Below are 11910 nucleotides of genomic sequence, written 5' to 3'. Positions count from 1 at the left end.
CCACGCAGCGGTTTGCCCCTTAAATCACGGACTTCTCCGGAGGAAACGGGACACGCTTGTGAACGCGTTCACATTCACAAGCATTATGTCGTACCGGCTGTCGGAAACCGAAGCCGGGGTCCCCTACTGCGAGCAACGCCACAGTGCGGCGTCAGAGGCGCAAAAGAAGACGCGAGGCGGCTGCTGCCACCTCGCGTCTCTCACACGCCGTCCGCCGCGGCTCAGAGCTCCTTGCGGAACGCCTCCGCCGTGTGCAGGAAGATGTCGTTGGCCTCGGTCTCCGCGACCGTGACGCGGACGCCCTCACCGGCGAACGGCCGCACGACGACCCCCGCCCGCTCGCACGCCGCGGCGAAGTCCAGCGTCCGCTCGCCCAGGCGCAGCCACACGAAGTTGGCCTGCGTCTCCGGCACGGTCCAGCCCTGGGCCCGCAGCGTCTCGAGGACCCGGGTGCGCTCCTCGACCAGCAAGCCGACGCGGCCGAGCAGCTCGTCCTCCGCGCGCAGCGAGGCCACCGCCGCGTCCTGCGCGAGCTGGCTGACACCGAAGGGGACGGCCGTCTTGCGCAGCGCCGCCGCCACCGGCTCGTGCGCGATGGCGAACCCGACCCGCAGGCCCGCGAGGCCGTACGCCTTGGAGAAGGTCCGCAGCACCGCCACGTTCGGCCGCTCGCGGTAGATCTCCACGCCGTCCGGCACATCGGGGTCGCGGATGAACTCCCGGTACGCCTCGTCGAGCACGACCAGGACGTCGGAGGGCACCCGGTCGAGGAAACGCTCCAGCTCGGGCCGGCGGATGGCGTTACCCGTGGGGTTGTTGGGGTTGCAGACGAAGATGAGGCGCGTGCGGTCGGTGATCGCGTCCGCCATGGCGTCGAGGTCGTGGTCCTCACCCGCCGTGAGCGGCACCTGCACCGACGTCGCCCCGCTGATCTGCGTGATGATCGGGTACGCCTCGAAGGAGCGCCACGCGTAGATCACCTCGTCGCCCGGGCCGCTGGTCGCCTGGAGCAATTGCTGGGCGACGCCGACCGAGCCCGTGCCGGTGGCCAGGTGCGTGACCGGCACGCCGAAACGGTCCGCCAGCTCGTCCATCAGGCCCGAGCAGGCCATGTCCGGGTAGCGGTTGAAGGTGCCCGCCGCGGCGATCGCCCGCTCCATCACCCCGGGCAGCGGGGGATAGGGGTTCTCGTTGGAGGACAGCTTGTACGCCGCCGGGCCCCCGGCGGCCGCGGGCTTGCCCGGCTTGTAGGTGGGGATCCCCGCCAGCTCCGCGCGCAGCTTGGGGTTCGTCTCGCTCACCGCAGTCCTCCTCGTGGCCACCGTTCGAATACTGCTTACCTTATGAGGATTGGCCGTCCACCCCAATGGTCCGGGCCTGACCGCCCTGAAGAAGGGGGACGAGCAGGCGTACGGCGAGGGGGGAGCGCTCCGCGGCCTGGCGCGCGCCGGTGGCTCGCGCCGTGGCGCGCATCACCCGTGCAGGTGAGTTGAGACCGACTCGCAACATCGCGGAGGCGGCAGGCCCGTCGGTGCCGACAGGTGACGTAACCGCGTCGAAACCGCTAACTTCCTGCTGTTCCATGGTCATTGACGGGTCGTCACCTTGCAGAAACGTGCCTGTCAACGCGTGCATATGCACCCCCGCCATGCGGCCGCATGAGCCCTACTATCGGCTCGCCATGACAGCAGCAGGGAAGCACCAGGTGAGCCGGGCAGAGACGACCCGCAGAGGCACCCGGCCGGGCCGGGCAGGCATCAGAGACGTTGCCGCCGCCGCCGGGGTCTCGATCACGACTGTCTCGGACGCGCTCAACGGCAAGGGCCGGCTCCCGGACGCCACCCGACGCCATGTCCGCGAGGTCGCCGACCGGCTGGGCTATCGCCCTTCCGCGGCCGCCCGCACGCTCCGTACCGGCAAGTCGGGCCTCATCGGCCTGACAGTGACGACCTACGGGGATGAACCTTTCACCTTCACCGAATTCGCGTATTTCGCGGAGATGGCGAGAGCCGCGACCTCCGCCGCGCTGGCCCGGGGCTACGCCCTCGTCATCCTGCCCGCCACCTCACGCCACGACGTGTGGTCGAACGTCGCCCTCGACGGCACCGTCGTCATCGACCCCTCCGACCACGACCCGGTCGTCAGCGAGCTGGTCCGCCAGGGCCTGCCCGTCGTCTCGGACGGACGTCCCGCGGGCACCCTGCCCGTGACCGCCTGGGTGGACAACGACCACGAGGCCGCCGTCCTCGGCATCCTCGACCACCTCGCCGAGGCCGGCGCGCGCCGCATCGGCCTGCTCACCGGCACCACCACCGACACCTACACCCACCTGTCCACCTCCGCCTATCTGCATTGGTGCGAGCGGATCGGGCAGGAGCCGGTCTACGAGTCCTACCCGGCGCACGACCCGTGCGCGGGCGCCGTCGCGGCCGACCGGCTGCTCGCCCGCCCCGACCGGCCCGACGCGGTCTACGGCCTCTTCGACCCCAACGGCACCGACCTGCTCGCCGCGGCCCGCCGCTACGGGCTGCGCGTACCGGAGGACCTGCTGCTGGTGTGCTGCAGCGAGTCGACCGTGTACGCGACGACCGAGCCGCCCATCACGACCCTGTCCCTGAAACCGCGCCGCATCGGCACAGCCGTCATCCAGCTCCTGATCGACGCCATCGAAGGCGTCGATTCGGACCAACCGGTCGAACAGGTCATACCGACAGAACTCATCGTGCGGACCTCCTCGCAGCGCCGCCCGCAGCGCACCACGGTCAGCCCGCCCCGCTCCCCGGGGCAGGGCTGACCGGCCCCACTCGCCCTCCCGACCCGTTGCAGCCGCCACGGACGAGAGGAAAAGTCCACACCAATTCGGGAGAAAAGTGTGGCGAACAGCCGCCCGTCACCGATTCACCACCCCTGGTGCATCACACAGCACGAGCCGCATTCCTATGATGGGCGGACGACACCGCGGGCCGCTGCGACCAGGCAGTCCGATCCGGTGCACAGGCGGCGCAATGGTGGAGGGGTCGATGACTCAGGGGGCCGGTCAGGGACCCGCAGCGCGCACGGAGACGCTGCGTGACTTCCGCGTGCCCGCGTACGTCCATGACGTACCGGCGAACGTGCAGCCGACCACCCCCGTCCCCGACTCCCCCGAGCCGGCGCAGTACCCCGACGGTTACACGCCGACCGAGCGCGACCTGCCCGTCATCAACCGGGGAGACACCGTGCAGATGGACACCGCCGCGACCGCCGCACCGGCGCCCAGGGCCGGTGACGAGAAGGGGCCGCTGTACGTCGTCGGTGACGTGCACGGCTACCTCGACGAGCTGCTCGCGGCGCTCCGCGAGAAGGGCCTGGTCGACGCGGACGGCGCCTGGATCGCGGGCAACGCGCGCCTGTGGTTCCTCGGCGACTTCACCGACCGGGGACCCGACGGCATCGGCGTCATCGACCTCGTGATGCGGCTCAGCGCCGAGGCGGCCGCCGCGGGCGGCTACTGCAAGGCGCTGATGGGCAACCACGAGCTCCTGCTCCTCGGCGCGAAGCGGTTCGGCGACACGCCGGTCAACTCCGGCGCGGGCACCGCCACCTTCCAGGCGGCCTGGCTGCTCAACGGCGGGCAGAAGTCGGACATGGACCGCCTCCAGGACGTGCATCTGCAGTGGATGTCCCGGCTCGACGCGATCGAGATCGAGGACGACCACCTGCTCATGCACTCGGACACCACCGCGTACCTGGACTACGGCGACTCCATCGAGGCGGTCAACGACACGGTCCGCGAGACCCTCACGCGCAATGACGCGGACGAGTGCTGGGACGTGTTCCGCAAGCTGACCAAGCGCTTCGCGTTCCGCGACGAGGAGTCGGGCCCCGGTGCCGTACGCGAACTCCTCGGCACCTACGGCGGCTCGCGCGTCGTGCACGGCCACAGCCCCATCCCGTACCTCCTCGGCGAGGTCGGCACCGAGGACGCCGACGGCGAGGAGAGCGGTCCCGTGGTCGAAGGGCCTCATGTCTACGCGGGTGGGCTCGCCATCGCCATGGACGGTGGCGTCACCATGGCCGGAAAGCTGCTGGTCCAGCAACTCCCCATGCTTGACCGCTAGTTCTCTGGGCAGGCGCCGTGGACGGAGCGTCGCGCGCGCGGGGGCGAATTTCGAAAACTCCCTGTCACGGCGTGCTGTGACCGCTCTACCATCGGCGTATCCGTAGCAGGCTCCCCTCCGTTTCTGCCCGACGGCTCGTAACCATGCGGGCCACCAAGCCCTACGGAGCATCGGGGGATGCACATGAACAGCGCTCCGCATTTGCTGAACGAGGACCGCCCCGAGTTCGAGCGGATCCTCGATGAGGCGCTGCGTACCGCACCCAACCGGCCTGAACTCGCCGCCGTGGGCCAGCGGCTCAACCCCGAACAACTGCGCACCATGGCGTTGAACGCCGCCGCACTGATCAGCACGGCGGCGGCCACCGAGTACGAGCACTACACCAAGGTCCGTGACGAGCTGCGCTCCGCTCCGCAGCCCGTCCGTCCGCTACGTGAAGGAGGCACCTCCAGCTCGTCCGAGTCCGGCGGCAGCTCCCTCGGCTTCGCCGCCACGGTGGGTGAGGTCGCGGAGACCACGGGGCCCGGTGTCGCCGCGGTCGCCGTCGTGCTCGCCCCGGTCCTCGCCGGGACGGCGGCCGCCATCTTCCTGCTGGTCGGCTACATCCTGAAGATGCTCAACCCGCCACCGGACTTCGCCGACACCCTGCTGTCCGTCGGCTGGGTCTTCGGCGCGCTCACCGCGGCGGGCATCCTCGTCGCCGCGGTCTGCCTGCTCCTGACGGCCCTGCGCAACGGATCGACGTCGCTCCACGCAGGCGCGTACGGCGAGGCCAGCGAAGAGGTGAGGCGCGCCAGGGAAGCCTGGGGCGAGGCGCTCCTCGAGCGGGGCATCCTGCCGTTCCTGCGGGACGCGCAGGAACGGACCGCCCTCGGCGGCGGTTCGCTGAGCGGTGGCGGCGGCTCCACCGGCCGCATGCCGCAGCTCGGCTACAACAGGCCCGGGTTCAGCAGCCCCGACGGCGGCGGCACCGCCACGGGGCAGCGTGCCGGGTTCTCCAGCCCGGATTTCTCGAGCCCGGACTTCGGGGGCCCCGAGCACCAGCCGGACTGAGACCGGGGTACAGGGCTCGGGGCGCACGGTGGCGGCCCCGAGCCCGTCGTCATGCGCGGACGCCGGTCAGTCGGCGAGCGGCAGATAGACGCGGTTGCCCGCCTCGGCGAACTCCTTCGACTTCTGTTCCATGCCGGCCTCGACCTCGGCCCGCGTGGTGCCGTGCTCGCGGCGGATGTCCTGCGAGATCTTCATCGAGCAGAACTTCGGGCCGCACATGGAGCAGAAGTGCGCCGTCTTCGCCGGTTCGGCGGGGAGTGTCTCGTCGTGGAACTCCCGTGCCGTGTCCGGGTCGAGCGCCAGGTTGAACTGGTCCTCCCAGCGGAACTCGAAGCGGGCGTCCGAGAGCGCGTCGTCCCAGTCCTGCGCGCCCGGGTGCCCCTTGGCGAGGTCCGCCGCGTGCGCCGCGATCTTGTACGTGATGACGCCGGTCTTCACGTCGTCGCGGTTGGGCAGGCCGAGGTGCTCCTTGGGCGTGACGTAGCAGAGCATCGCCGTGCCCCACCAGGCGATCATCGCGGCCCCGATCCCGGACGTGATGTGGTCGTACGCGGGCGCCACGTCCGTGGTCAGCGGACCGAGCGTGTAGAACGGGGCCTCCTCGCAGATCTCCTGCTGGAGGTCGATGTTCTCCTTGATCTTGTGCATCGGGACATGGCCCGGGCCTTCGATCATGGTCTGGACGCCGTGCCGCTTGGCGATCGAGTTGAGCTCCCCGAGCGTCCTGAGCTCCGCGAACTGGGCCTCGTCGTTGGCGTCCGCGATGGAGCCGGGGCGCAGCCCGTCGCCGAGCGAGTACGTGACGTCGTACGCCGCGAGGATCTCGCAGAGCTCCTCGAAGTGCTCGTAGAGGAAGCTCTCCTTGTGGTGGGCGAGGCACCAGGCCGCCATGATCGAACCGCCGCGCGAGACGATGCCGGTCTTGCGGTTGGCGGTCAGCGGGACGTACGGGAGCCGGACGCCGGCGTGCACCGTCATGTAGTCCACGCCCTGCTCGGCCTGCTCGATGACGGTGTCCTTGTAGATCTCCCAGGTCAGCTCCTCGGCCTTGCCGTCGACCTTTTCGAGGGCCTGGTAGAGCGGCACCGTGCCGATGGGGACGGGGGAGTTGCGCAGGACCCATTCGCGGGTGGTGTGGATGTTGCGGCCGGTGGAGAGGTCCATGACGGTGTCGGCGCCCCAGCGGGTCGCCCACGTCATCTTCTCCACCTCCTCCTCGATGGACGAGGTGACGGCGGAGTTGCCGATGTTGGCGTTGACCTTCACCAGGAACCGCTTGCCGATGATCATCGGCTCGATCTCCGGGTGGTTCACGTTGGCGGGCAGCACCGCGCGGCCCGCCGCGATCTCCTCGCGGACGGTCTCGGGTGCGACGTTCTCCCGGATGGCCACGTACTCCATCTCCGGGGTGATCTCGCCCCGCCTGGCGTACGCGAGCTGGGTCACGGGCTCGCCGGTCCTGCTGCGGCGCGGCTGGCGGGGGCGGCCGGGGAAGACCGCGTCGAGGTTGCGCAGACCGCCGCGTGGCGAGGTGTGCTTGATGCCGTCGTCCTCGGGGCGGGCGGGGCGGCCCGCGTACTCCTCGGTGTCGCCGCGGGCGATGATCCAGTTCTCCCGGAGCGGTGCGAGCCCCCTGCGCACATCGGTGTCGACGGTCGGATCGGTGTACGGGCCGGAGGTGTCGTACAGCGTGACGGCCTGGCCGTTGGTGAGATGCACCTGTCGGACCGGCACCTTGAGGTCCGGGCGTGAGCCCTGGATGTACCCCTTGTGCCAGCCGATGGACTTCCCGGCCTCCGGCTCAGAGCCGTTGGAGGCAGGCGTGCGTGTGTCCGTTGTGGTCATGAGACCTACTCCCTACGCCGGCATTACCCGGTAACAGGTTCGGCGGTCGACGCAGCGGTGTTCGTCGGCGGTGTTTCACGCTGTTTCACGTGAAACACGCATGGACGAAGGTCAGCGCCCTCTCAGCCCGGTGCTCCGAGCTCCCGCGTGTGCAAAGGTGCCTCCACGCTAGCGGCAGTTCGGACGCGTTGAACAGAGGGCCCCTGTCGCTCTTGCGATGATCGGGCGGTGACCACGACGCAGCAGCCCCCGCCTCCGCCGCCCCAACCGCCGCATGGGCCCGGCCCCTCAGGGTCAGGGCACGGCCCGGGCGGACACGGCCACTCGCACAGTCATGGGCCCGCCACGCCCGTCTCACAGCACCTGCGCAAGGTCATCGCGGCGATCCTGGTGCCGTTCTCCGTCGCCGTCGTCGTCGGCCTCGTGGTGCTGTGGCCGGGCGGGGCCCCCGACCACGAGCGCACCGGTGTCGGCTTCGACCGCCAGACGCAGCAGGCCACCGTCGCCCGGGTCGAGAAGGTGGACTGCAAGTCCGTGAACGCGGCGGGCTCCGCCACCCAGGACCCGTCGGGTGCGCCGACGCAGGGCCGGGCCTCCGGTACCTGCGAGAAGGCGACGATCCGGGTCGCCACCGGCAAGGACACGGGTCGTACGTTCACGGAGATCATCCAGCCGGACTCGCCACGGCAACTGCGCGAGGGCCAGAAGGTGATCGTCGCCTACGCGCCGGACGCGCCCAGGGAGTTGCAGTACTCGGTCACCGATGTGGACCGCAAGATCCCCATGGCGCTGCTCGCCGGGATCTTCGCCCTGGTGGTCGTCGTGGTGGGCCGCATGCGCGGCGTCATGGCGCTGGTCGCGCTCGCGGTCAGCTTCCTGGTGCTGACGCTGTTCATCCTCCCGGCGATCCTCCAGGGCTCGAACCCGCTGGTCGTGGCCGTCGTCGGGGCGAGCGCCATCATGCTGATCGCGCTCTACATGTGCCACGGGCTGACGGCCCGTACATCGGTCGCCGTCCTCGGCACCCTCGTGTCACTGCTGCTCATCGGCGTGCTGGGATCGCTCTTCATCGGCTGGGCCGCCCTGACGGGCAACACGGACGACAACACCGGCCTGATCCACGGCCTGTACCCGGACATCGACATGAGCGGCCTGCTGCTCGCCGGCGTCATCATCGGGTCGCTGGGCGTGCTGGACGACGTGACGGTCACGCAGACGTCGGCGGTGTGGGAGCTGCACGAGGCCAACCCGACGATGGGCTGGCGCGGCCTGTACCGGGCGGGCATCAGGATCGGCCGCGACCACATCGCGTCCGTCGTCAACACCCTGGTCCTCGCGTACGCGGGCGCGGCGCTGCCGCTGCTCCTGCTCTTCTCGATCGCGCAGAGCAGCGTCGTCGACGTGGCCACCAGTGAGCTGGTGGCCGAGGAGATCGTGCGCACGCTGGTCGGTTCGATCGGCTTGGTGGCGGCGGTGCCGGTGACGACCGCGCTGGCCGCACTGGTGGTCTCCGCCGACCGTCCGACGTCCGGCGGGCGGCCCGCGCGGACCGCTCCTGGACGTGGTGGCGGCGGTCGACGACGCAAGCGCTGAGCGGCGCGGAACGGCTCGGGTGCACCGCGCCGCACAAACGTCACATCGTCAACTGCTGGTTGATCAACCCGCGTTCTGCTCCTCGGCGAGGATCCGGTCGAGCGCCTCGTCGAGTTCGGCCTCGTAGTCGGCCAGGGACTGCTCCTGACCGAGGGGGACGAGCTTGTCCGTACGGTCGAGGAACGCCACCAGCGGGGCGACCCCGGCCCGGAACAGGGCGTGGTCACCGCCCACTTGCAGCCGGATGTGCACCTCCGTCGGCAGCTCGTCGGCGCCGCCGCCTCCCGCGCTCTCCACGGGCAGGATCCGCACATCACCGTCGCCCGTGGCCCCGTTGACCCCGTCGACCAGGAGTTCACGGCCGAACGCCCAGGTCACAGGCGCGTCGCCGGGGAGATGGAAGGTGAGGCGCACGGCGTACGGATCAGCCGACTCGTACCGCAGCTCCACCGGGATGCGGAACGAGAGCTCCTCGGAGACGAGGAAGCTCATCATGACCTCTGCTTGCACTGCTTCTACCGACTCGCGCATCGCCTACCCCGTCAATGTGACGTCGATTGGCCAGGAATGACCATCCTGACGCTGCTGGCATCTTGCTCAACGTACACGGGGGATTACAAGGAGTGAGTTTTCACATGCTGATAGAGAAGGCGAGTGTCCCTACGAGACGGCCGATCTCGTCCTGCAAACGATGTGCGAGGGGCAGCAGTCTGTCCGCCTGATGGGCGGGGAGGGAGACGGCCACCGCCGCTGCGGTCGAGCCGATGGTGACGGGGAACGCGGCGCAGGCCGTGCCCAGCGCGTACTCCTGGCGTTCGATGAGCGGTTCCATGCGTCCCACCGTCCGCAGCTTGCGCAGCAGGGTCTCGTTGTCCGGAACCGAGTACGGGGTGAGGGCATGGGCCGGGTAGCGGTCGAGGTGGTCGCGGCGGGCCTCCTCGCTGAGCTGGGAGAGCAGGCACTGGCCGATCGCGTGCGCGTGGCCGGTCGCGGCGAAGTCGGCCCACTCGGCGACGGCGGGGCTGGCCGGGGTGTCGGCGACGGAGACGATCTCGATCTCGCCGTCGCGGTAGATCGCGAAGTAGACGGGCACGCCGAGCGTGTCCCGCCAGTGGCGCAGCGCGTCAGTGATCATGCCGCGACGATTCTGCTGAGCTGCGCCGCTGCTCAGCCGCTCGATCGCGTCCCCGAACAGGAAGACACCCCTGTCCTTGCGGAGGTAGCCCTCGTGGGCCAGCGTGCGCAACAGGTGGTAGGCCGTGGGGAGGGCGACCCCGGCCTCTCGGGCGAGCTGCTTGGCGGGAGCCCCCTCGCCGTGGGAGGCGACCGCCTCGAGCAGCCGCATGGCGCGCTGGACGGAGCCGATGAGCGTCTGCGGGGCTGCGGATGCGGGATCGGCCACGGTTCACTCCCGGTACGCGTGCGTCCCCCGCGCTTCCCGGACTGGCGGGGATCGGGGGCATCGGAATCCGGACCCTAACCGTTGGCCACCGCTGGGTGCCCGCCCGGAGCGGAAACTCCCCCCGTTTCAGCGAACCGTCGCACCCCACAACGAACGGGGCCCCGCGCCCCGCCGTTGTTCACCAGTCGCTGCGCGAGGACGAGCCCGCCATGAACCTCCGCACGAGGTAGACGACTCCACCCACCAGGGCGGCGAACACCAGCACCTTGAAGAGCAGGCCGATCACGAACCCGACGACGCTGGCGATCAGCCCGCCGAACACGACCAGAGCGATGACCGGCACCGCGACCCACTTCACCCACCACGGCATGCCCGCGAAAATCTCTCGCACTGCCCTCGCTCCTTCGCTCCCGAGGCCCTTGTCGGGACTCTTCCGATTTCCTGTACTCGATGCTGACACGTCGGGAGCGCGCGCGGGGCGCCGCGATCCCCTGTCCTCCCCTGACCCGCCCCCTAGGGAATCCCGGGGTCCGGAGTCAGCTCTCCGGGGGAGAGAAGACGACCAGGACCCGCAGGTCCTCGCTGATGTGGTGGAACTTGTGGGCCACACCCGCCGGCACGTACACCACGCTGCCGCGCCCGACCTGGGTGGTCTCCATGCCGACCGTGATCGACGCCCGGCCGCTGACCACGAGGTAGACCTCGTCCTGCTGGTGCGGCTGCTGCGGGTCCTGCGCCCCCGCGTTCAGCGCGTACAGCCCGACCGACATGTTCCGCTCACGCAGGAACTGCAGATAGGCGCCGTCGTTGGCGGCGCGCTCCGCCTCCAGTTCGTCCAGCCGGAATGCCTTCATCGCCTTTGTCGTCCTCGCTGTTCGCGCTCGTCACACTCGTCACCGGCAACACCGCCGGTCCCGTCTGCCACGATCAGACACATGTTGAATTTCCTAGTCAAGACGATCGCCAACGCAGGGGCCCTGGCCGTCGCGGTGCTGCTCGTCGACAAGATCACGCTGACCGGGGACGGCACCGGCAAGAAGATCGGCACCCTGATCCTGGTGGCGCTCCTCTTCGGCCTGGTCAACTGGCTGGTGAAGCCCGTCGTGAAGGTCCTCACCTTCCCGCTCTTCATCCTCACCCTCGGCCTGATCACACTGGTCGTGAACGCCCTGATGCTGCTCCTCACGTCGTGGCTGGCCGACAAGCTCGACCTGAGCTTCCACGTCGAGGGCTTCTGGACCGCCGTCCTCGGCGGCCTCATCATCTCGATCGTCTCCTGGGCGCTGAACGTCGTCCTGCCCGAGAAGGACTGACCGCCATGACCTACCGCGTCTGCTTCGTGTGCACGGGCAACATCTGCCGCTCACCCATGGCCGAGCATGTCTTCCGCACCCGCGTCGAGGAGGCCGGACTGTCCGGCGCCGTCGAGATCGACAGCGCGGGCACCGACGGCTGGCACGTCGGGGAGGGCGCCGACCCGCGCACCATCCACGTCCTCGATGAGCACGGCTACGCCACCGCGCACACGGCCCGCCAGTTCGACGCCGACTGGTTCGCCCGCCTCGACCTCGTGATCGCCCTCGACGCGAGCCATCTGCGCACCCTGCGCCGCCTGGCGCCGAGCCCGCAGGACGCGGAGAAGATCCGCCTGCTGCGGTCCTACGACCCCGGGGCGGGCGACGACCTGGACGTCCCCGACCCGTACTACGGCGGCCCGGCCGGCTTCGAGGAGTGCCTGCGGATGGTGGAGACGGCGAGCGACGGGCTGCTCGACGCCGTGCGCGAGGCGGTGGAGGAGCGGGCGGCCTGAGCCAGTACGGGGGCTACGCACAACAGACGGCCCGAGCCTCCCCCCTCGTGGCTCGGACCGTCCCGGTTCTGCGCGCGAAGAACCGCGCCCACAAGGCTAGTTGACTC

12 protein-coding genes and 1 riboswitch are annotated in these 11910 nt (G+C 69.8%); of the genes, 6 read left to right on the top strand and 6 right to left on the bottom strand.

Annotation, left to right across the window (positions count from 1 at the left end):
• Positions 1-221 precede the first annotated feature (221 nt).
• The gene (hisC, locus tag ABZ877_RS24665; RefSeq protein WP_361074747.1) at positions 222-1301 is read right to left on the bottom strand and encodes a histidinol-phosphate transaminase; all 1080 of its coding nucleotides are present in this window, start codon (positions 1299-1301) and stop codon (positions 222-224) included.
• Positions 1302-1681: 380 nt separating this feature from the next.
• Between hisC and ABZ877_RS24660 the strand changes: the two genes are divergently transcribed.
• From ABZ877_RS24660 to ABZ877_RS24650, 3 genes are all read left to right on the top strand, one after another.
• Complete coding sequence (locus ABZ877_RS24660; RefSeq protein WP_361074745.1) at positions 1682-2794, top strand: LacI family DNA-binding transcriptional regulator; 1113 nt, start codon at positions 1682-1684, stop codon at positions 2792-2794.
• Between the two features lie 226 nt (positions 2795-3020).
• Entirely contained in the window at positions 3021-4100 is a 1080-nt protein-coding gene (locus ABZ877_RS24655) for a metallophosphoesterase (RefSeq protein ID WP_361074743.1), read from the top strand.
• A gap of 177 nt (positions 4101-4277) precedes the next feature.
• A complete protein-coding gene (locus ABZ877_RS24650; protein WP_361074741.1) occupies positions 4278-5153 on the top strand; it encodes a hypothetical protein in 876 nt (291 codons plus the stop codon).
• A 66-nt stretch (positions 5154-5219) separates the two neighbouring features.
• Here the strand turns inward: ABZ877_RS24650 and thiC are convergent, their stop codons facing one another.
• A complete protein-coding gene (gene thiC / locus ABZ877_RS24645) occupies positions 5220-6998 on the bottom strand; it encodes a phosphomethylpyrimidine synthase ThiC (protein ID WP_361074739.1) in 1779 nt (592 codons plus the stop codon).
• Positions 6991-7155: riboswitch (TPP riboswitch) on the bottom strand. (Overlaps the previous gene by 8 nt.)
• Positions 7156-7226: 71 nt before the next feature.
• On the opposite strand from thiC, the gene ABZ877_RS24640 reads away from it, so the two are divergent.
• Complete coding sequence (locus ABZ877_RS24640) at positions 7227-8591, top strand: YibE/F family protein (RefSeq protein ID WP_361074737.1); 1365 nt, start codon at positions 7227-7229, stop codon at positions 8589-8591.
• Between the two features lie 63 nt (positions 8592-8654).
• On the opposite strand, the gene ABZ877_RS24635 is transcribed toward ABZ877_RS24640, so the two are convergent.
• From ABZ877_RS24635 to ABZ877_RS24620, 4 genes are all read right to left on the bottom strand, one after another.
• On the bottom strand, positions 8655-9122 hold the full coding sequence (locus ABZ877_RS24635; RefSeq protein ID WP_361074735.1) for an SsgA family sporulation/cell division regulator: 468 nt from the start codon (positions 9120-9122) through the stop codon (positions 8655-8657).
• 100 nt (positions 9123-9222) lie between these two features.
• Entirely contained in the window at positions 9223-9993 is a 771-nt protein-coding gene (locus tag ABZ877_RS24630) for a helix-turn-helix domain-containing protein (protein WP_361074733.1), read from the bottom strand.
• 178 nt (positions 9994-10171) lie between these two features.
• Positions 10172-10384 (bottom strand): DUF5326 family protein, encoded by a 213-nt coding sequence (locus ABZ877_RS24625; RefSeq protein WP_361074732.1) that lies wholly within the window; start codon positions 10382-10384, stop codon positions 10172-10174.
• A 145-nt stretch (positions 10385-10529) separates the two neighbouring features.
• Positions 10530-10847, bottom strand: coding sequence for a cupin domain-containing protein (locus tag ABZ877_RS24620; RefSeq protein WP_361074730.1), 318 nt, complete (start codon positions 10845-10847; stop codon positions 10530-10532).
• Between the two features lie 81 nt (positions 10848-10928).
• Between ABZ877_RS24620 and ABZ877_RS24615 the strand changes: the two genes are divergently transcribed.
• Both ABZ877_RS24615 and ABZ877_RS24610 read left to right on the top strand, forming a co-directional pair.
• Positions 10929-11306, top strand: a complete 378-nt coding sequence (locus ABZ877_RS24615) for a phage holin family protein (protein ID WP_361074728.1) — start codon at positions 10929-10931, stop codon at positions 11304-11306.
• 5 nt (positions 11307-11311) lie between these two features.
• On the top strand, positions 11312-11803 hold the full coding sequence (locus tag ABZ877_RS24610) for a low molecular weight protein-tyrosine-phosphatase (RefSeq protein WP_361074726.1): 492 nt from the start codon (positions 11312-11314) through the stop codon (positions 11801-11803).
• Positions 11804-11910 lie beyond the last annotated feature (107 nt).

The organism is Streptomyces sp. NPDC046939 (genome assembly GCF_040644575.1).
Taxonomy (GTDB): domain Bacteria; phylum Actinomycetota; class Actinomycetes; order Streptomycetales; family Streptomycetaceae; genus Streptomyces.
This window is presented reverse-complemented; position numbering and strand designations above follow the sequence as displayed.

What these genes read in the sequence shown, in the direction of transcription:
- ABZ877_RS24660 (WP_361074745.1), top strand. Translation starts at nt 1,682, where the DNA reads ATGACAGCAGCAGGGAAGCACCAGGTGAGCCGGGCAGAGACGACCCGC.
- ABZ877_RS24655 (WP_361074743.1), top strand. Translation starts at nt 3,021, where the DNA reads ATGACTCAGGGGGCCGGTCAGGGACCCGCAGCGCGCACGGAGACGCTG.
- ABZ877_RS24650 (WP_361074741.1), top strand. Translation starts at nt 4,278, where the DNA reads ATGCACATGAACAGCGCTCCGCATTTGCTGAACGAGGACCGCCCCGAG.
- thiC (WP_361074739.1), bottom strand. Translation starts at nt 6,998, where the DNA reads ATGACCACAACGGACACACGCACGCCTGCCTCCAACGGCTCTGAGCCG.
- ABZ877_RS24635 (WP_361074735.1), bottom strand. Translation starts at nt 9,122, where the DNA reads ATGCGCGAGTCGGTAGAAGCAGTGCAAGCAGAGGTCATGATGAGCTTC.
- ABZ877_RS24620 (WP_361074730.1), bottom strand. Translation starts at nt 10,847, where the DNA reads ATGAAGGCATTCCGGCTGGACGAACTGGAGGCGGAGCGCGCCGCCAAC.
- ABZ877_RS24615 (WP_361074728.1), top strand. Translation starts at nt 10,929, where the DNA reads ATGTTGAATTTCCTAGTCAAGACGATCGCCAACGCAGGGGCCCTGGCC.
- ABZ877_RS24610 (WP_361074726.1), top strand. Translation starts at nt 11,312, where the DNA reads ATGACCTACCGCGTCTGCTTCGTGTGCACGGGCAACATCTGCCGCTCA.